This is a genomic window from Paenibacillus sp. lzh-N1 (assembly GCF_002872435.1).
Lineage (GTDB): Bacteria > Bacillota > Bacilli > Paenibacillales > Paenibacillaceae > Paenibacillus > Paenibacillus polymyxa_C.
In genome coordinates, this window is the sequence record NZ_CP025696.1 from 2,795,596 (window position 1) to 2,819,523 (window position 23,928).

The following is a 23,928-nucleotide window of genomic DNA, read 5'->3' on the forward strand; positions in this document are numbered from 1 at the left end:
AGGAAGATTCAATCAACAGTTAACGGAAGAAGATGGTGTAAGTGGTTGGTCTGAACGTATTACCATCTGCACAGCATTTTGCCAACCTGTATAAAGCCGCTGGCGCCTGACTTCATCCATACTAGGAGTGTAGTGCTCATACAGATTCTGATCAGAGTTGTTTCCCGTGACGATGCCTTTAGAATCTGACCAGTATCCGACTCCAAGACCGCCTAGATACACAGAGCCCATTGCAGACAGCTCGGCACAGGTAGAGCGGGTAACATGGGTACCCAAAATATCTGCCTGAAACTGCATGAGCCAGCTGTTAGATGAGGCCCCGCCATCTGTACGTAAACTAGTAAGGGGTACACCGGATTGTTCACGTATAAATTCTACCGCATCTCTCACTTGATACCCGATACTCTCCAGCGCTGCGCGCACAATATGTGCTTTGCCGTTTCCACGGGTCATACCCACAATTGCAGCACGTGCAGAGGGATTCCAGTAGGGAGCACCTAAACCAACAAAAGCAGGGATCAGATATACGCCCTCATTGTCCTGCAATTCGGTGATCATGGATTGCATTTCCTCAAATGACGAGAATAATCCTAAATTATCCCTTGTCCATTTTATACTGTCTCCGGTCGTACGTATAACGGCTTCCAATGCATAAGTAATCTTTCCTGAAGCCCCCCAGGCAATCGTTGTGACCAGGCCGTCACCGCCCTGCACGGGTTGCGAACCAATATTCATAAGTACAGATGTTCCAGTCCCATATGTCGCTTTGGCGTCGCCAGTCTCGAAGCAACGGTGTCCGTACAGTGCACCCTGTGAATCTCCGATTATGCCTGATATAGCTACTTGTTCGGCCCATAATTCCGCTTCCTGTGTATAGCCATACAAGGCATCGGATGCTTTTACCTCAGGGAGTATGGAGGAAGGAACACCAAATATACTGCACAAATCCCTATCCCAAGCCAGCGTGTGAATGTTAAAAAGGGAAGTACGGCTGGCGTTGCTGTAATCGGTTGCATGTATTTGACCGCCTGTAAGTTTCCATAGCAGCCAGCTGTCAATGGTCCCCGCAAGTAGTTTACCTTCAGCAAGCAATTGGGGGGCATGAGGTACATGTTCCAAAATCCAATTGAACTTGGCGGCAGAGAAATAAGGATCGAGCATTAGACCTGTCTTGGAGCGTATAACATCTTCATAGCCAGTATTCTTCAAGCGTGTGCAGACCTCTGCCGTTCGCTGGCACTGCCATACAATGGCATTATAGATAGGCAAGCCAGTAGAACGATCCCAGATCAGAGCCGTTTCTCGCTGATTCGTAATCGTTACTGCGGCCAGCGAGGAGGGAGAAAGTCCGGCTTTCTCCAGTACGCCTTTCGCAGCAATAAGCACATTGTGATATATCTCAAGCGGGTCATGTTCAACCCAGCCCGGCTGTGGGTAATATTGTTCGTGCTCCAAAGAATAACGGGTAATCACATCGCCCTGCTGATTGACCAGCAGAGTTTTGGTTCCAGAAGTGCTTTGATCGATCGCCAGAATATAGGTCTCGATATTCATTACAGCTACAGCTCCTTACTTGTTCATCAATTCGAGCACAATCTTGCTGATATTGTCAGAGGTAAGTCCATAATGTTCAAAGACTTCAGCTGTTTTGCCGGCAATCGCCGGTTCATCCGGTATGCCCAGCACTTTCATAGGAACCGGTTGATGTTGAACCACCATTTCTGCTACGGCAGCACCCAAGCCTCCGAATACACTATGCTCCTCCACGGTGACAATACCTCTCGTTTCCCGGGCTGCGGCGATGATCGCTTCCTCATCAAGTGGCTTGATGGTGTGCATATTGAGAACACGAGCTTTCACACCCATCTGCTGGAGCAACTCAGCCGCATCCAGAATGATACGGACGGTCTCACCAGCGCCAATCAGAGTAATGTCTGATCCTTCTCGCAAGGTGACAGCTTTTCCAATCTCAAATGGATAATCATCGGACGGATAGATATCCTCAACAGCATTACGTCCGATCCGTACATATGCGCCTCCTTCATGCTGAACCAGCGCTTCGGTCATTTTCTTGGTTTCATGACGATCGGCGGGGAGTAAGACCATCAAACCAGGAATCGCTCTGGCCACAGCAATATCTTGGACAGAGTGATGAGACATCCCCAGTGCGCCGTAGCTAACACCACCGCTTATCCCAATCAGTTTTACATTGGTTCCGGAATAAGCTACATCTACCTTGATTTGCTCAATACTACGCATACTCAGGAAGCAGGCAGGAGAGGTGACGAACGGCTTTTTACCGCTGTGTGCGAGTCCGGCAGACATACCGACGATATTTTGCTCGGCAATGCCTACTTCCACAAATTGTTCCGGATAGGCATCGGCAAAGGGGGCCATAGCAGCAGAGCCGCGAGAATCACTAGCCAACACCATAATATCCCGATCCTCTTTGGCAAGACTAAGCAACGTTTCACAGATGACCTGACGATTAGGGATTTTGTTCATTGTTTATCTCACCTGTCCTTCCCCGGATAATTCGTCTATTTCTTGCGTTAGTTCCGCCAGTGCGCGTTCAAGTTCATCATCACTTGGAATACGATGGTGCCAGCCTGGAACACCCTCGGCAAAGGATACTCCTTTTCCCTTGATCGTGTTTGCCAGCACCAACGTTGGTTTGCCTTCAATTTCGGGGACATTGCGGAATGTATTGATTAGTTCCTCCATGCTGTTGCCATCAATGGAGATAACATTCCAGCCGAAGGCGGCCCACTTCTCCTCCAGCGGCTCAAGTCCCATAACCTCCTCGGTTGTACCGCTGATTTGCAGGCCGTTGCGGTCAATGATGCCGACAAGATTATCCAGTTTGTAATGGGCACCTGCCATAGCGGCTTCCCAATTGGAGCCTTCAGCTTGCTCTCCGTCACCCATTAGACAGAATACACGGTAGGATCGCCCGTCACGCTTGGCAGCCAGTGCCATGCCGACGGAGATGGGGAGGCCATGGCCCAATGCGCCTGTATTCATCTCAACACCGGGAACCTTATTGTTCGGATGCCCAATCAGACGGGTACCGAATTGGCTATAGGTTTCCAGTTCTTCTTTAGGGAAGAAACCAAGGTCTGCCAGAATACACCATAAAGATTCGACGGAATGTCCTTTGCTGGCAATAAAGCGGTCGCGTTCTTCCCATTTAGGATTAGCGATATCAATATTCATGATTTCGTAGTATAGGGCGGTGAGTATATCCGTATTGCTCAGTGAGCCTCCTGTATGTCCTGTTTTGGCACGATGAATAATGGTGAGCAGGTCCTTACGGATTTGTGCGGCTTTGATTTTCAAGTCTAGGATTTCCATAGTGTCCTCCTGAAAAAATATAGTTAAACCAGAATACCCGACTTGGTGACAGCGAGATCGGAACCACGCAACCAGCGTTGGATTTCCTGTTCGGTAGGATCGACCGGATCTGCCTTAACGCCTGGAAGGTAATTGCAGGCCTCGTACAGAGCTGGGATGACGTTAGCGTGAATGCCAACAGAGTGATGGACGTAAGGACCTTTGACGAGCTTTTCTTCCCATAACGGCCAGTCGTTGACTTCTACCCAGACATACGAGCCGCGGGTATAAGGTCCCTCAATTCCTTTAGCTTTGCCGAGGAAAATGGAATAATCTCCATGATCACCATCAAAACGAGCGATGGTCATGCCGCCGCCTTTGATTTGTCCTTCATGTGTGCCTGGTGCGTGATCATCGAACAGGAAGTGCTTGCGCAGTTTGGGTTTGTTCTCAATAGACATGGAGACTGGAAAGTTTCCGCAGTGGAATAAAAGTTCTCCATTGTCATTCTCAGGGTGACGTACTGTAATATCAGCAAAAAAGGTTGGCAGTTCGTTCATCGCAGCCGCTTGCACCATAACCGAAGTAATAGCTCCGTGAATATCGGTTTCGCAGGTGACCGGAATTTGTTCATCTGTCAAAATAGCATTTGCCAGACAAGGCATAATTCCCATGGCTTCCTGGAGGGAGGACCAGCATTGGATGGCGATAGCTGTACTTCCCGTTTCGATAGCGTAGGATTTCATGGCTACTTTAAGTGCAGCGATACGTCTGATATCTTCTTCGGTGACTTCACTGTAGTCCAGCTTCTCTTTGATATAATCAATCGCTTCTGAAAGCTCAGCACTGCTTCCGGAGGCAATTTTCTTTGAACGGAGCTGAATATCTACTAGTGTGATTGGATGAATTTCAATACCGAATCGCTCCAACAGTTCCCCTTCATTGCACATCATGGTCCAAAAGGAAGCAGGACGAGGACCTATTTGGAGAATCCGTAAACTCTTGAACTGTCGTACTACATTGGCAGCCGAGATAAAGTTGTTAAAGCCTCGTTCAAATACCGGATCAGCTACACGACTGTTTGTGATATAGGTAAAAGGGACATTAAAGCGGCGAAGCACTTTTCCGCTGGCGAACAATCCACACTGGGTATCCCGCAATCTCATCCCGTCGGCTAGAGGAGCCTCATCACGTGGACCCCACAATAGAACCGGCTTGCCAATCGCCTTGCCCACACGGGCAACCGTATCCTCGGTACCAAAATTGCAGTGGGGGAAGAAAACGGCGTCTACTTCCTCTTCCTTGAAACGTTTGATAATCAAGTCTGCGTTAATATGATCGTCATACAGTAAACCTTCTTCATTAAGTCCTTCCAAATCCACGATGTCCATGTTCATTCCGAAGCTCTCGATTTGTTTGCGAATGGCAACTTTGTAGCGGAATGCATCCTCAGCACTGAAGGTGAATCGTCGAGTAGGCGCATACCCCAGTTTCAGCTTTTTCATGAATAACTCTCCTTGTACTAGAAGTAAACAAATTGAAATCACACTAAACAAAACTAAACTATGGTGTACAAATTATATAAAGTTTTATTTTCGAAGTCATCGTATCATCTCTATAAACCGCTGTCAATTACTCTTTTTATAAAAATTAAGGCGTTTAGTTTAGTTATTTTTCGAAAATAAACTAAACAAATGTATTTAATTTAGAGTGAATAACGTATGTATCATATCTATTAAATTTGACAGGCTCCTAAATCTTTGTTAGAGTTTCAATCAAATATGAATAACCTTTTCATGGGATGTTACCGATAGGGCATAACCTGAACTGGCTTGTTTACACTGCAAGTGTAATCAGGCTGGTTTGGGTTTTTTTATTACTCATCACCCTTTCTGTATCCCTTTTATTACACATTTGGAAGGAGAACGTTTATGTCCAGTTATGTTTTTCCTAAAGACTTTTTATGGGGTGGTGCTCTTGCTGCCAACCAGGCTGAGGGGGCTTATTTGGAAGACGGTAAAGGGTTGAGTCTGGTGGATCTGCTGCCTACCGGAGAGAAGAGAAGAAGCATAATGAAAGGGAATGTTCCTTCGTTGACTCCACTTGAAAGCGAATTCTATCCTTCCCACGAAGCCATTGACTTCTATCATCACTATCGCGAGGATATTGCACTATTTGCGGAAATGGGATTCAAGGCACTGCGTGTTTCCATTGCCTGGGCTCGTATTTTTCCAACTGGAGAAGACGCTACTCCAAATGAAGCGGGGCTGCAATTTTACGATGATTTATTTGACGAATTGCATAAACACGGTATTCAGCCGGTTGTGACCCTTGCTCATTTTGACGTGCCGGTAGCTCTGATCGAAAAATATGGAAGCTGGCGCAGCCGGAAACTGGTAGGTTTGTTTGAAACCTATGCCAAAACTGTATTCACTCGTTACAAGGATAAAGTAAAATACTGGATGACGTTTAATGAGATTAACATGCTGCTTCATTTGCCGTTTCTTGGTGCAGGGCTTGTATTTCAAGAAGGTGAAAACGTTAAACAAATTCAGTACCAGGCTGCGCATCATCAGCTTGTGGCAAGTGCGCTGGCGGTGAAAGCATGTCACGAGATCATTCCAGATGCAAAGATTGGCTGTATGCTTGCTGCTGGTAGCTTCTATCCGTATACATGTAATCCCGAAGATGTGTATCAGGGGATGGAAAAAGACCGCGAGTCCTACTTCTTCATTGATGTACAGTCACGCGGCGAATATCCTGGTTATGCGAAACGCTTCTTCAAGGATCATGGACTAAACATCGAGATGGAATCCGGCGACGCAGCCATTTTGAAAGATCATACCGTCGACTACATCGGATTTAGCTATTACTCGAGCCGGACAACCAGCACAGACCCGGAAGTTGTCAAAAACATGACCAGCGGGAATGTATTCGGCTCCGTGGCCAACCCATATTTGGACAAGTCAGAATGGGGCTGGACGATTGATCCAAAAGGATTCCGCATCACAGCCAACCAACTGCATGACCGCTACCAAAAGCCTTTATTCGTAGTGGAAAACGGTTTTGGGGCCAATGATGTGGTTTCGCCTGAAGGAGAAGTGAATGACGATTACCGAATCGACTATCTCAAGCGGCATATTGCCGAAATGGGCGAGGCTCTTCAAGACGGGGTCGAAATTATCGGTTACACCAGTTGGGGACCGATTGACATTGTCAGCGCATCCTCCGGAGAGATGAAAAAACGCTATGGTTATATTTATGTAGACCGTGACAACGAAGGCAACGGTTCGTTGAAGCGTATTAAAAAGAAAAGCTTCCACTGGTACAAAAACGTAATTCATTCCGACGGTGAAAATCTCGGCGAATAATCGTACCACAAGGAAATAGGATCGGACGTCCTGAATCAACGGGGATTTCCGATCCTCGTTACTTGATTGAAAGCGTTGACAATCGTTCCTTTTCGGGCTATACTTGACGCAATTCCATCATTTTTAGGATTGTTACTGCATAGCAGGCAAAACCTAAGCCACGAATAAGCGGATTTTACAGTCTTGTTTATTTGGCGTGCTTCGGTTTTTTTTGTTTGCAATAAAGTGGATGGAGCATGAGTGGCTCTTGCTGGCATAGGGAACGGGGGATCGAGATGAATATAGCAAAGGTCATCAACAACAATGTAATTAGTGTCTACCAGACAGACGGTACAGAACTCGTGGTCATGGGTCGAGGGATTGCTTTTAAGAAAAAGCCAGGAGACAAAGTAGACGAAACTAGGATTCAGAAGGTATTTGCGCTGAAAAACAAGCAGACATCCGATAACTTCAAAATGCTGCTGCGCGAGGTACCGATGGATTTGATCGTGATTGTGGAGGAAGTCATTAATGACGCCAAGCATAATCTGAACAGAAAGCTGAACGAAAATATTTATGTTTCTCTGACCGACCATATCAATTTTGCTATTGAAAGGTACCGGGAAGGACTGGAAATCAAAAACGCGTTATTGTGGGAAATCAAGCAGCTGTACAAAGAAGAATTCGCTATTGGTCTGAGAACGCTGGAACAAATCAAACAAAAGCTCGGTATTGAACTGCCTGTGGATGAAGCGGCTTATATTGCCCTTCACATCGTGAATGCTGAAATGAACGAGGAAGTCATTACGACCATGAGTATTACGAAGTTCATCCAGCAAATTATCAATATCGCCAAGTACCATTTTAAGGTGGATTTTGACGAGGATTCTTTGAGTTATTTCCGCTTTATTACGCATCTGAAATTTTTCGCCCAGCGTGTATTTAAGGGAAATCACTATGAAAATAACTATGATCATTTATATGACATGATTAAGGAAAAGCACAAGGAAGCAGCCGCTTGTACGGAGAAAATCGGAACCTTTGTAAAAAAAGAATACGGTCACGAATTGACGAACGAAGAAAAGCTGTATTTGACTGTGCATATTGAACGAGTGGTGAATAGATAAGTTAAACCTTTTATTCGAAAAAGGATCAAAATAAAAGGTTAAATGTTTTTGTTGACAAATATGGTAGTTTAATTATATTATGTGAGTAACAGGAATTTAATAAGTTTTAACTGGGATTGTTACTGGTTATGCAGGCAAAACCTAAGTCATGAAAAATTGCGGGACTCAAGTGCCCACCATTTTTCAAGGCTTAGGTTTTTTGTGTGCCTAAATATGGTAAAAAGCCCCTTAGAACATGGAGGTGTCCATCATGAGTTATGAAAAACTGGCTAAAGAAATTGTGCACCTGGTAGGCGGCGAAAAAAATGTAGTATCGCTCGTACACTGCGCCACGCGCCTGCGTTTTGTGCTAAAAGATGAGGCAAAAGCAGACAAGGCAAAGCTGGAAAAAACCGATGGAATTATTACGGTCAAGCAGAGCGGTGGCCAGTTCCAGGTTGTGGTCGGTAACAAAGTACCAGAAGTATATAATGCCATCGGCCAAGTATCCAACATTTTGAATGAAACTGGAAAAGAAGAGAATTCAGTTAAAGGTAAGAAAGGGTTTGGCGCTGTAATCGACGTAATTTCCAGCATTTTCGCACCGTTGCTCGGAGTTATGGCTGGTTCCGGTATTTTGAAAGGTCTGCTGCTGATTGCGAGCAACCTTGGCTGGCTGGTTCCGAAAGACACTACCTATATGATTTTGTATGCTGCGGCCGACAGCTTGTTTTATTTCCTGCCGCTCTTGTTAGCGGTTACAACGGCACGGAAATTCGGAGGTAATATCTTCGTTGCTCTGACCATCGCCGGAGGGCTGCTTTATCCGACGATTGTCACGCTGAAAACAGAAGGTACACCTACAGACTTTTTCGGTATTCCTATTGTGATGATGAGTTATTCATCTACCGTTATTCCGATTATTTTAGCCGTTATCGTCATGAGTAAGCTGGAAAAATGGTGCAATCGACTGATCCATGAGAGCGTCAAAAACTTTATTACACCTTTAATTCTACTTGTAATTATGCTTCCTCTGACCCTGATGGTTTTTGGTCCAGTCGGGGTGTATGTGGGCAACGCAATCGCTACCGCGCTCGTTGCTGCGTTCAGCTTTAGTCCGCTGCTGGCTGGAGCAATTCTTGGTGCTTGCTGGCAGTTGCTCGTTATTTTCGGGGTTCACTGGGGTCTTGTACCTGTATTTATTAATAACATTGCTGTTAACGGCAGAGACGGTATTAAGCCTTCTGCTGCGGCTTCCATCTTTGCTCAAACCGGTGCAGCGTTTGGGGTCATGCTGAAAACGAAAAATAAAAAGCTGAAAACACTAGCGGGTTCCGCTACACTTACTGCGTTGTTCGGAATCACAGAGCCAGCGGTCTATGGGGTTACGCTACCGCTGAAACGTCCGTTTATTGCAGGTATTATCGGCGGTGCTGTCGGTGGTGCCATTATCGGCCAAGCTGGGACGCAGGCATTTGCCTCTGGCGCACCTGGATTGCTGACCTTGCCGATCTTTTACGGTCCTGGCGGACAAGGTTTCCCGGGATTGATTTTAGGGATTACTGTTTCATTTTTGATTTCAGCTATCTTGACTTATATTTTAGGCTTCGAAGATCCAGTTGAAGAGGAAGAAACCACTGACAATTCGACTAAAGAGTCGACTTCTACAGTTGTCGTTTCTAATGAGGAGGTATTAAGCCCGATTGAAGGAACTGTGGTCGCTCTAACGGAAGTTCCCGATCCTGCATTTGCTTCAGAAGCTATGGGTAAAGGTATCGCCATCCAACCGACAACGGGCCGAGTCGTAGCCCCGTTCGACGGAACCATTACTGTGGCGTTCAAGAAAAAGCATGCGCTGGCAGTAGTTTCGCATCAGGGAGCAGAAGTTTTAATTCACGTCGGAGTAGATACGGTCAAACTGGACGGCAAACATTTTACTTCCTATATTAAAGAAGGCGATCAAGTAAAGGCAGGAGATCTGCTACTCGAATTTGATGTGGAGCAAATCAAGGCAGAGGGTTATCCTACGATTACGCCAGTTATTATCACAAATTCTTCTGAATATACGGAAATCCTCCCAATCTCCCAAGGGCAGATAGCGGAGCAAGCCCCCCTGTTGAAACTGTCTGGCGCTCCAAATGAGCAAGAAGGCATCGCCTAAAATATTTTAAAGACCAAGCTCTGATGATCCACTTTCCTGGATCGTCAGAGCTTTTTTGTCGTCCTTTCAGTAGCAGATAAGTCGATTTGTAATTGACAATATGTCAATTAAATTAACTTGTACGCTTGTAAAAACTAATCTATAATTTCTTGTAATTATGCAAATTTTCTGAAAACGTAAACTAAATATGAATTGATGGATCAGGGGGGAAATGCAAGGAATGTTAGAGAAGTGGGCAGAGGCAGTAAATGGCGTCATTTGGAGCAATCCTGTGGTATATGTCTGTTTGGGCGTGGGGTTATTATTTTCGATCATGACTCGATTTTTACAAATCAGGCATTTCAAAGAGATGATTCGCCTCGTCTTTAAAGGAAAAAGTTCAGAGGCAGGCGTTTCTTCTTTTCAAGCCTTTACGATGGCGCTATCGGGACGTGTAGGGACGGGAAATATTGCTGGGATTGCATTGGCAGTCGGTATGGGGGGACCTGGGGCAATATTTTGGATGTGGGTCATGGCCTTTATCGGATCGGCCACTGCGTTTGTTGAATCTACACTGGCTCAGATCTATAAGGTAAAGCGTGATGGTCAGTACCGAGGCGGCCCGGCTTTTTATATTGAAAAAGGAACAGGCTTAAAATGGTTTGCCGTTATTTTTGCGGTTGCTGCGTTGGTCGCTATGTGTTTGCTAATGCCTGGAACTCAATCGAACTCCATCGCCGTAGCTTTTCATAATTCGTTTGGTATGGATATGAAGGTTTCCGGGATAGTAGTTGTCGTGTTGCTGGCGCTTATCATATTTGGTGGTGTAAAAAGAATTGCCAATGTGGCACAGGTAGTCATACCCTTCATGGCACTTGGCTACATCCTTGTCTCTTTCTATATTATGATGACGAACATTACTGCGCTTCCCGATGTATTTGCCCTTATTTTTCGCAGTGCCTTCGGTATCGATTCAGTGTTCGGTGGTATAGCAGGGACAGCCATTGCCTGGGGGGTAAAACGAGGCATTTATTCGAATGAAGCGGGACAAGGTTCTGGTGCGCATCCGGCAGCAGCCGCAGAAGTGTCCCATCCAGCAAAACAGGGGCTGGTTCAAGCCTTTTCCGTGTATGTAGATACTTTTTTAGTCTGTACGTCTACGGCTTTCATGGTCTTGTTTACAGGGATGTACAATGTTAAGGGACCAGGTGGGGGTTATATTGTGCAGCATCTTCCGGGTGTTGAAGAAGGAACTCAATATACACAGGCTGCCATCGAATCGGTATTTCCGGGTTTTGGGTCGAGTCTTTTGTCCATTACATTGTTCTTTTTCGCCTTTACCACCATTATCGCCTATTATTATATCGCTGAAACGAATATGGCCTACCTGATTGCCGATCGTAAAGCCAAATGGCCTATGTTCCTGTTAAAACTGGTTATTCTGGGTTCGACGTTCTATGGAACGGTTGTTAAGGAATCTGCGTTGGCGTGGACCCTGGGGGATATGGGGGTCGGTATTATGATGTGGGTGAATCTGATTGCTATGATCCTTTTGGCCAAGCCTGCGCTTCTCGTGCTTAAGGATTACGAGCGGCAACGGGGCCAAGGGCTAGACCCGGTATTTGACCCGAAGCAGGCGGGAATTTCAAATGCAGATTATTGGTCACAGGCATACCAGCATCCTTCAGATGAGTTGACGATCACGGTTGAACCGGGTAAGCTTCAAGCCTAAATAAGATAGATTACTACCTTTAAAGGTGGCTCCTCGTGGGGTCATCTTTTTTCATTATCTTGCCTTTACATTCCAAAAGGGGTACATATGTTCACTGTTTAGTTTATAATTTAGATATGAGGCAGGGAACATTGCACAAGAGGGGGATTGAAATGAGAGCATCCGATTTATCCATAACAGACGAGAAGTGGAGAGCTATTGTAGAAAATGACAAGTCTTATGACGGGGTATTTTTGTATGCTGTGAAGACAACGAAAATATTTTGTCGCCCCTCCTGCAAATCCCGACCTCCTAAAAGAGAGAACATCCGTTTATTTATATCAGCAGAGCAGGCTTTGGCTGAGCATTTTCGTCCGTGTAAAAGATGTAAACCGACAGGACAACGATTGCCTGATCACGACTGGATCACAGGAGTTGCAGAATACGTAGATTCGAACTATATGAAGGACTTAACATTGCACGTCCTGGCAGAGATAAGTCATGGAAGCCCGTATCATTTACATCGTACCTTCAAGCGAATCATGCATGTAACTCCGATGGAATATATACAGCGTACTAGGTTGGAACAAGCGAAGAAGCTGCTTATTTGCTCACATCAATCTGTTGCGGAAGTGGGGGAGAACGTAGGTCTGTCCAATATCCCTTACTTTATTACGTTGTTTAAAAAGAATACAGGTTACACCCCGTTGCAGTATCGCCAACTCGAATCCAAAGCAACTCAAAAAGGAGGTACACAGCATGGTACATCAAATGAATAAAACGATCTATTGGTCATTATTGACGCACGAGGATTGGAATTTATATATTGCAGCTACATCGGAAGGATTATGTTATGTCGGTTCGCTTAATCAGCCTATAGAGGAATTGATGGCATGGGCAGGAAGTCGATTTCCCGGCAGTCCTTTAGTTGAAGAGGATATCGTTTTACAGCTCTATGCCAAGGAGTTGATTGAATATTTCCAAGGGGAGCGCACACATTTTACATTCCCTTTTGACTTTCATGGAACTGCATTTCAAATGGCTGTATGGAACGCGCTGTGTAATATTCCGTATGGGGAGACACAATCCTATTCAGACATTGCCAACGCTATTCAAAAGCCGAACTCTGTTCGTGCGGTAGGTACTGCCATCGGTGCTAATCCGATTTTGGTCACCATCCCTTGTCACCGGGTCATTGGTAAGAATGGAGCTTTGACCGGGTATCGTGGGGGGCTGGACATGAAGGTGAAGCTTTTGCAGCTTGAAAAAAATCGCACACACAAATCAATATAGTAGTGAGGTTAGGTATGAAAAATGAGTATTACAAATCTCCCAAGACTCTTTTGAATAAAGGAACCGGCTTCTTGTCAGGGTATACACACTCGTTGAACCCATATACCGGCTGTACCTTTGGTTGCTCGTATTGTTATGTACGCCAATTGCCAGTCTCTACGTTTCGTAAGGAAGCCTGGGGAACATGGGTTGATATTAAAAAAGAAGCGGCAGATATTCTTCGCAAGGAACTTCGCAGGGCCAAATCCAAAGGTAAAGTCACAATTTTTATGTCGTCAAGCACAGATCCTTATCAGCCGGCCGAGTACAAAGAAGAGGTGACCCGATCTCTGCTGGAAGTGATGGTGAAAGATCCGCCAGATTTTCTCTTTGTACAGACGCGTAGTCCGCTTGTACGACGAGATGTTGATTTATTGCTCCAATTGAAGGAATGTGTACGTGTGAGTATCACGGTAGAAACAGACCGTGAGGATATACGCAAACATTTCACCCCGGAAGCTCCTCCCATCCAGGCTCGTCTCCAAACGCTGCAACTTTTAAAAGAGGCAGGTGTACCGACGCAAGCTACTATTGCTCCGATGCTGCCAAGCAGTGAGCATTTTGCAGACAAGCTTGTGCCTCTGGTCAACCGTGTCTGTATAGATGATTATTTTATGGGAGACGGCAGCGGGGGAAGGCGGACGCGTAGCTTGAACATTGGTGCGCTGTACGAGTCATTGGGGCTGGAGGAATGGTATCACCCTGCTGCGTATAAGGCGGTTTATGAGCGTTTTCTTCATGTTTTTCCGAAAGAACAGCTCTATGTGAGCAAAGAAGGCTTTGAACCTTGATATAAAAGCAACCTATGCCATTAAATGAAGAGTGTACCATACAAGGGGGGCGAGCGAACAAATGGAAACGGTCATGACCAAAAACTTTGACTATGGAGAAAAGGAAATCAACTACCTGAAAACGGTAGATACCGTACTTGGTGCCGCTATAACGCAAATGGGCAAGGTAGAACGCGTAATCATTCCCGACCTGTTTGCGGCGCTTGTTCATGCGATTGTGGGGCAGCTTATTTCGGCCAAGGCGGTTCAGACCATATGGACAAGGATGCATGAGAAATTAGGCGCGATCACTCCGCAAAATATAGCCGTTCAGACGGCTCAGGAAATTCAAAGCTGTGGCATAACCATGAAAAAAGCAGCATGTATCCTGAATATAGCCCAAACGATCGAGCAGGGATTGTTGGATTTACAGGAATTATATGAGCTTTCTGATACACAGGTGATCCAGAAATTATCCTCGCTACAAGGGATAGGCCCTTGGACAGCTGAAATGATGCTGATTAATTGCATGGAACGACCGGACGTCGTCAGTTGGGGCGATATGGCTATTCGGCGGGGAATGATGAAGTTGTACCATTTAGATACACTGACCAAGCAGCAATTTGAGGAGTATCGCCGAGCGTATTCACCTTATGGTTCAGTGGCCTCCATTTATTTGTGGAGCATTTCATTTCGTTAACAAACAGGGAGTGGAAAATATGGAGAAGACCATCAGAGAGCAGATACTGTCACAAGTGGATACGGATTTTCAGAAATTTACGGCTGCATTGCTGCCAACGATTAATAATGTGCTGGGTGTGCGTCTGCCGGTGCTGCGTAAGCTGGCTCAAGATATTGCCAAAGGAGATTGGCGACTTTATCTGGAGACCGCCGAAAGTGAGCACTTTGAAGAAGTGATGCTGCAAGGTATGGTGATTGGTTCTGTAAAAACAGATATTGAGGAAGTTTTGAGTTATACCGCCAAGTTTGTTCCTAAAATTGATAATTGGTCCGTATGCGATAGTTTCTGTGCCGGATTGAAAATCACGAAACAACATAAAGAAAGAGTATGGGATTTTATTCAGCCCTATCTGTTCTCTAAGAAAGAATATGAAATTCGGTTTGGGGTGGTTATGCTGCTGAATTTTTATATTGAAGAACAGTATATTAACCGGGTGCTTACTTTGCTAGATCAGACCCATCGAGAAGATTATTATGTACAAATGGCGGTAGCATGGGCAATATCAATCTGTTATATCAAGCTGCCTGAGGTAACGATGGCGTATTTAAGTCATAATGCATTAGACGATTTTACTTTCAACAAGGCTCTGCAAAAAATCACAGAATCATACCGGGTGGATCAGGCAACGAAAACGACCATTCGTAGTATGAAACGAAAAAGAAAATAGGATGGGTCCCCGCCTGTAAGTGTTATACTGAAAAAAACATACGTGTATAAGATCGACAGGAGGGGAGTCAGTGAATTCGATCCCGCTGGGAGTGCTGGTTGTAGATGATGAAACTAGGCAGCGCCGTGGGTTGGCTGCCATGGTCCGGGATTTACGTCCAGAATACGAGGTTTGGGAAGCCAAGAACGGGCAAGATGCTTTAAACATTTCATTATCCCAACCGATCCAGATCGTTTTTACAGATATTCAGATGCCGATTATGAACGGGATTGAATATCTTCAACAATTGAGGACATCGGGTCAGCATGAGACCAAAGTTATTTTAGTGACAGTCTACCAGGAATTTAGCTATGCACAGCAGGCGGTACGATACGGAGCGAATGATTATTTGGTAAAACCGGTGCAATCACAGCAGCTTATTGAAGTGATTCAACACATGGAGAAGATCATTCTAGAGGAGCAGGAAGTACTCGGTGAAAATCGAACAGCGTTAAATCAAATCGAGCAGAGCATGCCTGCATTTGTGGAGCATTTGTTTAGCAGATGCGTGACAGACAAGTTGCAGTCGAACGAGAAAAGCCTATTAAAAAGTCACTTTGGGTGGCAGGGGGTAGGTGAAGTTCTCGCATTGGGGGCATCTGCATCCCGCCCAGAGGATATTTATATGTGGGATAATAAGCTGCGAAACACGGTTGTTGAAATATTGCGGCCTTGGGCGTCTTCTGTCGTGTTCCCACTTGAAGTCCATAAAGACCATATGATCGCCGTGGTGAATTGGAGAGACAGGACTGAAGGCAAGGAGGCCAAAGGTGCACTTCAAGCTGGTCTGAAAAAGGTGGAGCAGCAGCAAGCTATCTCCATTTGGTTTGCTTGGGGTCAGCCTTTTGATTTTGATGAAATGCAAATAAGCCCATCTCACGAAAGGGCTGTTCGCCTGATCTCCATGCGTTTTTATACACCTCACATCAGATGTTTGAACCTTGTCGCTTCAGATGATGACCAGCCGGTACAGGAATTGAGCACTCATGAACAAATAGCCTTTCTAAAATTCGTTGAAAGCGCTATCTCTAATGGAAAGCCCGATCAGCTATTGGAATGGGTACAACATTTCATTGGACGAATGACGCAAGGGTACCCTCCACCTGATGCGCTTAAAGCTAAATTAATACACCTTCTCCTAGTTAGTTTACCACGGTTAAATATAGGGTGGAGTGAGGAAGTCTACTCACGTTACTCGGAACAGTTGAACCGAGCTGTCGAAGAGGCCACATGTCTTCAGAATCTTGAGGATCGTATTGCAGCATGGTTAAAAGAGCTGATTCTTGAGCTTGACGGCAGCTCCAAAGGTGAACCTATCATGAAAAAATGCAAGGAATTTCTGGATACACATCTACATGAAGACCTAAGTCTGGAGATTGTGGCCCGGCGCTTTCACTATAATGCGTCCTATTTTAGCATTCTGTTCAAAAACTATTTTGGGCTCTCGTTCACGGAATATATGGTGAAGCTCAGAATGCAAAAGGCTCAGCACTTACTGCTGCATACAGACGCCAAGGTCGCAGAAATTAGTAGACAGGTTGGTTATAAAGATATCAAATACTTCTTTAAAGTGTTCAAAAAAAACGTAAAGCACACACCTGAAGAATTTCGCAGAAAATTCAATTAATCGTTAGGTGAAAGGAAGGTACAATGCGCCAAGTCAAATATATATATCAAAAATTTTTGGACAGTAGCTTTCGTACGAAGTTGATGCTGTCCTATTTTTTGTTGTCTGGTTTTATCGTTTTGATCCTGGGCTTTGTCTACTTCGAAACCAGTGCGCGGAATATTACTGCAAACGTAACAGATGGCGTTACAAGTGTACTTCGAAGTAATAACCAGCTGCTGGATAACAAGCTGACAGCTATTCAAAAAACCGTAGATATGATTCCAATTGATCATGACCTTCTACAGACCATTACAGACGTGGATACTACGGATTCTTCATCGCTTTTACGAACTGATCGCAGTATTACGAAAATTTTGTACAGATACTTTGGCAATATGGAGGAAGTATACGCTTCTCAAATTATGACGCAAAAGTATGCATACGGAAGTACAGAGCGGATGTATATTCCCGTTCAGCCGTTTTATTCTTCTCCCTTGGCGACAACAGCGGTGCAAGCAGAGGGGGCTACCAAGTGGATTCCTGCCTATTCGTATGCCGACACCTTTCATCAGCAGGATTTAAAACAAGGTTCCTATGATTTTAGTTCTTTATTTGCTGTGGTTAAGCAGCTTCATTTGACTGCATTAGATGATGCTGGAACCTTTCATACGCTTCCTGAAGGCAAGGAAAAGCCTATACTTATATTGAATTTCCGGCCTGATTTGCTAAAGGTCGGTTTTGAAGATTATGCAGCCCGCAGCGGATTTGCACATCTATCCTACGGTATGATTCACGATAACAATGGGATAGTCATGAGTTCAGATCGACAGCAACAAGCGGGGGAGCCGGTGGCAGATTGGCTGAAGAAGGCCATTACTTCGGAACAAGGGACGAAAATGGTAAACGTTAAGGGTCAAAGCATATTACTGGTTTACGAAGCGATGAAGACGACGGGCTGGGTATCGTATATAGCCATTCCCATGGAAGATGTACTGGGACATCTGTCAACGATTCGTACCTACACCTTGTTTTTTTTAGGCATTATGATGCTCATTGCTGTTATCCTTGCTTATTTGCTGTCTGTATACATCAGTAAGCCCATTACAGATATGAAACAGGCGATGAAGGTAATGGAGAAGGGAGATTTTGATATTCGAATTCCTGAACGTGGCTATGATGAATTGGGGGACCTGGTGATCCGATTTAATCAAATGAATGAGAAAATTAAAGATTTGATCGAAGAAAATTACAAATCACGTCTGCGAGCCAAAGAGTCGGAGTTAATGGCACTTAATTTACAGCTTAATCCCCATTTTTTGTATAACACCTTAACGACAATGTATTGGATCGCACTAGAGCATAAACAACAGGAACTGGGCCAATTGATCATTAGTCTGGCGGAAATGCTGCAAATTACGACTCGAAACAAAAATGATACATGGAGCCTGGAAACCGATCTGAATTGGCTGGAAAAATACATTTACATTATGCAAAATCGCTTTGAGAACAAGTTCACGGTGGAATATGATATTGATCCCATTTTGCTTCAGATGGAGGTTCCCAAACTCTTCTTGCAGCCTTTTGTGGAGAATTCAATTATTCACGGTTTCGCCGAAATGGAATCAGGCGGTCAGATTAAGATCACAGCCTGGATCGAAACGCAATTGGTGTGTTTTAAAGTCGAGGATAATGGATTAGGAATTCAAGAAGATCATATATGCCGAATTCAAGCTGGAGAAATCCGGTCAACAGGCATTAAAAATGTAGACAGAAGAGTGCGGCTGTTATATGGGATGGAATATGGGATTGCGCTCCACTCGCCAGAAGGTAAGGGGACATTTGTCCTGATCCGAATCGGAGAAACGCATAGATCTAATCAAATGACACCAATCCAATGAGAGTACGACTTTTCAAAATGTAAGCGTTTGCTAGAATGGATTTAGTGACGAAGCAACAAACGAAAAGATAAAAAATAAACGGTTTGGGGGCGCTACTCATGTTAAAACGAAAGTTATGGATCGTCTGCATGTGCTTGATCGTTGGACTTATGTCAGCCTGTAGTTCAAATGAGAGCAGCAAGCCAGTAGATTTGCAGGGGCACGAGCAAGTGACACTGACCTATGCCAGCTGGGGGAGCACCAATGAAAAGAAGGTTCAACAGGAGATTGCCAAAAAATTCACAGAGAAATATCCGTGGATCAAAATCAACTATATGCACATCCCCGGGGATTACGTAACTAAATTAACGACGATGTTTGCCGCCAACCAGGCACCAGATGTATTTCCTATTTATAAAGCACAGGCTCTGCAATGGGCTGAACAAGGCAAACTATATAATTTAAATGAATTTTTGAAGGAGGATAAGGAGCTAACGAAGGAAAGCCTCATTCCTAATTCAGTTATCTATTGGGATAAGGATAAAGTGGCAGGGGTCAAGGTGACGGAGGAAGCCTTTGCGCTTTATTACAACAAGGATTTGTTTGATGAGGCTGGTGTTGCCTTGCCGCCAGTCAAAGCTGAAGAGGCTTGGACATGGGAACAATTCTTAGAGACAGCACAAAAGCTCACCATTGATAAAGCGGGAAATAATGCGCTCAGCCCCAATTTTGATGCAAGTAACATCAAACAGTATGGAGTTCGGTTTGACACATGGATGTGGCACCTGCTGGTTCCTTCCAATAACGCAAGTGTGATTTCCGACAAAGGGGACTCGCTTAACCTTGAAAACCCTGATGTGATTGAAGCCGTGCAAAAGATGGCGGATCTGATCAATGTGTATCATGTGGCACCGTCGCCGACGCAGTCCAAAAATATTCCTTCTCCGGCCGTAGCATTGCAAAGCAAACGTGTAGCGATGGATCTGGATGGGCAGTGGGTCCAATTGGATCTTGGAGAATCGAAGGTGAATTTTGGTGTAGGCGTGTTACCCAAACTGAAAAGCAGTAAAACAATCCTGTTTGGTGAACCGGAAGTGATTTCTGCCAAAACCAAACATCCGAAAGAAGCATGGATGTTTTATAAATTCTTGCTGGATGCTGAAAGCGGACTTGACATGCATTCCAGCGGATTGTGGATGCCTGTCATGAAAAAGTGGTACACCGAACCAGACTTGATTAGCAAATGGGCAGATGTCAAGCCAGGCCATGCGGAGGGATATCGTGATGCAGTCATGAACCAAACGTTGCATAACGGTGTCAATTCTTACGACTACTATCTGAAAAACTCGGAAAAAATCAATGCGATTATTAACCCGGCGCTAGATCAGGTATGGCTGGGCAAGAAAACGGTGGAGCAAGCATTTAAGGAGGTTTCCGCCAAGGCGAACGCTGAATTTAAGGGAACATATCCGAAAGAATAAGGTGAGGGTCTTGACAGAAAGAGAGGGATAGAATGCAATCGTTATCTTCTATTCGTAAGAAGGAAAATGGGTTGGGGTGGCTTTTTGCCGCCCCTGCTATTCTGGGCTTTGTCATTTTTGTTCTGGGACCGATGATCGCTAGTCTCTGGTTCAGTCTTGCCGATTACAAGGTTGCTTCACAGGCCCGTTTTATTGGTCTGGATAATTATGTACACTTATTTGACGGTACGGATCAATTTTTTTACAAATCCCTTGCGGTTACTTTTTATTATGTGTTTTTGAGTGTGCCCCTGCAAATTATAGTGGCTTTCTTTCTGGCCATATTGCTCAATCAAAAGGTAAAAGGTTTGGCTTTTTTCAGGACCGTTTTTTATCTGCCCACGATTGTCCCACTCATAGCATCGTCTATGATCTGGATGTGGCTGTTTGATCCGGACCTTGGCTTGCTGAATGTAGTGTTGCGTGCGCTGCATTTGCCCGAAAGTCAATGGATTTATAGTGAAGGGTCGGTAGTTCCTACACTGGTTTTAATGAGTTTGTGGACCGTTGGGGGAACAATGATTATTTTTCTGGCTGGCTTGCAGGATATACCTAGGCATTATTATGAAGCCATTGAAATTGACGGTGGGAGCGCTCTTCATAAGCTTATCTATATCACAATTCCATTGACATCGCCTACGATTTTCTTTAATACGATTATGGGCTTCATCGGTGGATTTCAGGTGTTTGTCCAGCCTTACGTCATGACTCAGGGTGGACCTAACAATTCCAGCTTATTCTATACATTTTATTTGTTCCGCGAGGCATTTACTTTTTCGAATATGGGTTATGCCTGTGCGATTGCTTGGGTGCTCTTTATTGTAGTTTTAACATTCACTGCCTTTCTGTTCAAGACGGCCCGAAAATGGGTGTATTACGAAGGCGGGGGGGCATGAGGATGAAAAAACATGGCTTGCGTTGGAGCAGAGTTTTTCTCTACACAGTGCTCATTGTGGGGTCACTTTTTTGCATGTTTCCTTTTTACTGGCTGGTGAGAAGCTCCATGATGGATTTAAGTCAGATTTTTTTGATCCCGCCGAAATGGATTCCCGAGCCTTTTGTATTCGAAAATTTTTTACAGCCATTTGAAGAGTTATCGTTTGGGCGCTATTTTGTGAACACATTTATCGTCGTTGCAGGTACTTTAGCGGGTGTACTTCTGTCGAGTACCCTTTCTGCCTATAGCTTTGCGCGAATGAGATGGAAAGGAAGAGATAAGGTTTTTGCCGTGTTATTAAGCAGTATGATGCTGCCGTTTGCGGTCACGCTAATTCCGTCTTTTATTGGTTGGCAGGCATTAGGCATGGTTAATTCCTACGTTCCATTGGTATTACCTTCGTTTTTTGGTGGAGGTGTTTTTAATATCTTTTTGCTTAGACAATTTTACATGACTCTTCCGCGAGAGCTGGATGAAGCTGTATTTGTGGATGGGGGCAACCATTTTACGATCTTTACTCGCATTATTTTACCTTTGTCCCGGTCAGCGATTTTGGTCATCGGATTGTTTACATTTTTGAACACATGGAATGATTTTATGGGACCGCTCGTTTATCTTAATGATGAAAGCAAATTTACGTTGGCGATTGGGCTACAGCAGTTTCAGGGAATATATTCGGCGCAATGGGGTGTTCTGATGGCCGCTTCTTTAATTGTCGTGTTGCCAGCTATCATTCTTTTTGCCATAGGACAGAAGTATTTTATGGAAGGCATTGCCTTAACGGGGATTAAGGGATAAGAGCAGCAGCCAGGTACGCACTTTGCTTTTTTTGGAATTTAATAATAAAATGGAAGTAACTTTCGAAAAGGAGATGACGTGAATTGGCAGAGCAAGTGCGTATTGGCAAAACAGATTTACATGTAAAACCAATCGGTTTGGGTGCGAATAAGGTAGGAGGACATAATCTTTTTTCCGGTTTGAACAATGAAACGGGCAAAGAAGTCGTTCGCACAGCTTTGGATAACGGCATCAACTTCCTGGATACAGCTTTTATTTATGGGCCTGAGCACTCAGAGCGGTTGATCGGTGAGGTACTTAAAGAGCGCGGCAAACGTGAGGAAGCTGTCATAGCGACCAAGGGAGCACATAAGTTTGTGAACGGAGAGGTTGTTTTTGACAACTCGCCTGCTTTTTTACGTGAATCCGTCGAATCCAGTCTGAAAAGATTGCAAACAGATTATATTGATCTGTTCTATATCCATTTCCCAGATGAAGCTACACCGAAGGCAGAAGCAGTCGGAGAACTGAAGAAGCTCAAAGACGAAGGTAAAATTAAGGCTATCGGTGTATCTAACTTTACCATTGAACAACTTAAAGATGCGAATAGTGACGGCTATGTAGATGTGCTTCAATCCCATTATAATCTGTTGCAACGGGAAGCTGAGAAGGATCTGCTGCCTTATACTAAGGAAAATGGCATTTCGTTTGTGCCGTATTTCCCGTTAGCTTCTGGACTGCTAGGTGGTAAGTATACGAAAGACATGACCTTCACGGACATCAGAGCGAAAGATCCATTGTTTCAGGGAGATGCATTTGCCCGTAATTTGGACAAAGTGGAGCAGGTACGTGAGATTGCCAATGCGTTGAATGCAGAGGTTGCTCATGTGGTGCTTGCATGGTACTTGACCCGCGATTCGATTGATGCCCTCATTCCAGGCGCGAAGGGACCGGAGCAGGTTCTGGCGAATCTGAAAACGCTGAATGTCCAACTGAGTCAGGCGGATATCGAAAAGATTGACCACATTTTCAAATAATAAGTTGAGTTGAACTGAATCGGATTTGAAATCATATATGTTTAACACCAGGAGGAGCTGCCGGACGGGCGGCTTCTTTTTCGTTTATTTGCGGCATATCCTTCTAAAGTAAGCTCATCGCTGCGGGGGGATCAGAATGAATAGAAAACCGCAATGGCACAGCAGACCGAGCAGAAGGCGACGCGGCAGGCGCAGAATGTGGCTCATTGTGGCATTGGCGCTGCTGGTAGGAATCGTACAGGTGGCCGCTTATGTGGAACAGCATTTGAAGCCGCCCATGATGCATCTGGCTAAAGTGCGGGTCAAACAAATGGCGACGGAGGCAATTAATTCAGCAATTACTGCGCAGGTAGAGCAGGGGAAGACTGCTGATAATTTGATCGAATGGAGAACGGATACACAAGGGAGAACCTCTGGATTTGTTCTAAATTATGCGGAGCATATGAGAATTACGTCAGACACACTCAAAGCAGTCAAGGCAACGATGGACAGTATGAGTCATTTTGACGAGAGCGTTCCGATTGGTCAGGCATTGGGGAGTCCGCTGCTGGCGGCTTATGGACCCAAGGTCCCTCTAAAGGTGGAGCCGCATGGAGCAATCAAGGTGGATTTAAATACACGTCAGCAGGATGCGGGCATAAACATGATCTTGGTGGAAGTGTACATTCGAATTACGACGGAAGTGTCTGTGGTTATACCGTTTGAGATGCAACCTCAGATTGTGGAGACGGAAATCCCGGTTTCTTATTTGTTGGTGGTGGGCAACGTCCCGATGTACTACTATGACAATCAGGGTAAACCCGTCGGCAAAAATGGTGCAACCGCTCCGCAGTTGGCACTGCCTTCCCATTCTATAGAGAGTAGCGGCGCTGTAGATTCCAGCATAGAAAGTGTTCCAGAGATACAGGAAGAACCCAATTCCCTCAGGCAGTCTCCAACGCCATAAACAAAGAGGGGATTGGTGTGAGATACTCAGGAAAA

The 23,928-nt window shown here is 44.9% G+C and carries 20 protein-coding genes; 16 read left to right on the forward strand and 4 right to left on the reverse strand.

Going from position 1 to position 23,928, the window contains the following annotated elements; translation table 11 throughout:
* Positions 1-12 precede the first annotated feature (12 nt).
* The 4 genes from glpK to C0638_RS12705 are packed head-to-tail and all read right to left on the reverse strand — an operon-like array spanning position 13 to position 4,838.
* Entirely contained in the window at positions 13-1,554 is a 1,542-nt protein-coding gene (glpK, locus tag C0638_RS12690) for a glycerol kinase GlpK (protein ID WP_058712497.1), read from the reverse strand.
* Between the two features lie 15 nt (positions 1,555-1,569).
* Positions 1,570-2,505, reverse strand: a complete 936-nt coding sequence (locus C0638_RS12695) for a transketolase family protein (RefSeq protein WP_058712498.1) — start codon at positions 2,503-2,505, stop codon at positions 1,570-1,572.
* 3 nt (positions 2,506-2,508) lie between these two features.
* On the reverse strand, positions 2,509-3,354 hold the full coding sequence (locus C0638_RS12700) for a transketolase (protein ID WP_058712499.1): 846 nt from the start codon (positions 3,352-3,354) through the stop codon (positions 2,509-2,511).
* Positions 3,355-3,377: 23 nt separating this feature from the next.
* Positions 3,378-4,838 carry an L-fucose/L-arabinose isomerase family protein gene (locus tag C0638_RS12705; RefSeq protein WP_058712500.1) on the reverse strand — a complete coding sequence of 487 codons (1,461 nt, stop codon included), beginning with the start codon at positions 4,836-4,838 and terminating at the stop codon, positions 3,378-3,380.
* Between the two features lie 426 nt (positions 4,839-5,264).
* Here C0638_RS12705 and C0638_RS12710 point away from each other — a divergent pair, with 426 nt between their 5' ends.
* From C0638_RS12710 to yunB, 16 genes are all read left to right on the forward strand, one after another.
* Positions 5,265-6,704 carry a 6-phospho-beta-glucosidase gene (locus tag C0638_RS12710; protein WP_102163520.1) on the forward strand — a complete coding sequence of 480 codons (1,440 nt, stop codon included), beginning with the start codon at positions 5,265-5,267 and terminating at the stop codon, positions 6,702-6,704.
* Positions 6,705-6,979: 275 nt separating this feature from the next.
* On the forward strand, positions 6,980-7,810 hold the full coding sequence (licT, locus tag C0638_RS12715) for a BglG family transcription antiterminator LicT (RefSeq protein ID WP_013372961.1): 831 nt from the start codon (positions 6,980-6,982) through the stop codon (positions 7,808-7,810).
* 250 nt (positions 7,811-8,060) lie between these two features.
* Complete coding sequence (locus tag C0638_RS12720; protein ID WP_058710768.1) at positions 8,061-9,950, forward strand: beta-glucoside-specific PTS transporter subunit IIABC; 1,890 nt, start codon at positions 8,061-8,063, stop codon at positions 9,948-9,950.
* Positions 9,951-10,170: 220 nt separating this feature from the next.
* Positions 10,171-11,661, forward strand: a complete 1,491-nt coding sequence (locus tag C0638_RS12725; RefSeq protein WP_058710769.1) for an alanine/glycine:cation symporter family protein — start codon at positions 10,171-10,173, stop codon at positions 11,659-11,661.
* Positions 11,662-11,813: 152 nt separating this feature from the next.
* The gene (locus C0638_RS12730; RefSeq protein WP_058710770.1) at positions 11,814-12,419 is read left to right on the forward strand and encodes a bifunctional transcriptional activator/DNA repair enzyme AdaA; all 606 of its coding nucleotides are present in this window, start codon (positions 11,814-11,816) and stop codon (positions 12,417-12,419) included.
* Complete coding sequence (locus tag C0638_RS12735; RefSeq protein WP_058710771.1) at positions 12,400-12,933, forward strand: methylated-DNA--[protein]-cysteine S-methyltransferase; 534 nt, start codon at positions 12,400-12,402, stop codon at positions 12,931-12,933. The genes C0638_RS12730 and C0638_RS12735 overlap by 20 nt, the downstream gene beginning before the upstream one ends.
* A 14-nt stretch (positions 12,934-12,947) precedes the next feature.
* Complete coding sequence (locus C0638_RS12740; RefSeq protein ID WP_058710772.1) at positions 12,948-13,763, forward strand: SPL family radical SAM protein; 816 nt, start codon at positions 12,948-12,950, stop codon at positions 13,761-13,763.
* 61 nt (positions 13,764-13,824) lie between these two features.
* On the forward strand, positions 13,825-14,442 hold the full coding sequence (locus C0638_RS12745; RefSeq protein ID WP_058710773.1) for a DNA-3-methyladenine glycosylase family protein: 618 nt from the start codon (positions 13,825-13,827) through the stop codon (positions 14,440-14,442).
* A gap of 19 nt (positions 14,443-14,461) precedes the next feature.
* The gene (locus C0638_RS12750; RefSeq protein WP_058710774.1) at positions 14,462-15,151 is read left to right on the forward strand and encodes a DNA alkylation repair protein; all 690 of its coding nucleotides are present in this window, start codon (positions 14,462-14,464) and stop codon (positions 15,149-15,151) included.
* A 70-nt stretch (positions 15,152-15,221) separates the two neighbouring features.
* Complete coding sequence (locus tag C0638_RS12755; protein ID WP_058710775.1) at positions 15,222-16,817, forward strand: response regulator transcription factor; 1,596 nt, start codon at positions 15,222-15,224, stop codon at positions 16,815-16,817.
* Between the two features lie 23 nt (positions 16,818-16,840).
* The gene (locus C0638_RS12760; protein WP_058710776.1) at positions 16,841-18,697 is read left to right on the forward strand and encodes a sensor histidine kinase; all 1,857 of its coding nucleotides are present in this window, start codon (positions 16,841-16,843) and stop codon (positions 18,695-18,697) included.
* Positions 18,698-18,795: 98 nt separating this feature from the next.
* Positions 18,796-20,157 carry an ABC transporter substrate-binding protein gene (locus C0638_RS12765; RefSeq protein WP_058710777.1) on the forward strand — a complete coding sequence of 454 codons (1,362 nt, stop codon included), beginning with the start codon at positions 18,796-18,798 and terminating at the stop codon, positions 20,155-20,157.
* A gap of 32 nt (positions 20,158-20,189) precedes the next feature.
* Positions 20,190-21,092, forward strand: a complete 903-nt coding sequence (locus C0638_RS12770; RefSeq protein ID WP_058710778.1) for a carbohydrate ABC transporter permease — start codon at positions 20,190-20,192, stop codon at positions 21,090-21,092.
* Between the two features lie 2 nt (positions 21,093-21,094).
* On the forward strand, positions 21,095-21,931 hold the full coding sequence (locus C0638_RS12775; RefSeq protein ID WP_058710779.1) for a carbohydrate ABC transporter permease: 837 nt from the start codon (positions 21,095-21,097) through the stop codon (positions 21,929-21,931).
* 83 nt (positions 21,932-22,014) lie between these two features.
* The gene (locus C0638_RS12780; RefSeq protein WP_058710780.1) at positions 22,015-22,947 is read left to right on the forward strand and encodes an aldo/keto reductase; all 933 of its coding nucleotides are present in this window, start codon (positions 22,015-22,017) and stop codon (positions 22,945-22,947) included.
* A gap of 196 nt (positions 22,948-23,143) precedes the next feature.
* The gene (gene yunB / locus C0638_RS12785; RefSeq protein WP_013372947.1) at positions 23,144-23,893 is read left to right on the forward strand and encodes a sporulation protein YunB; all 750 of its coding nucleotides are present in this window, start codon (positions 23,144-23,146) and stop codon (positions 23,891-23,893) included.
* Positions 23,894-23,928 lie beyond the last annotated feature (35 nt).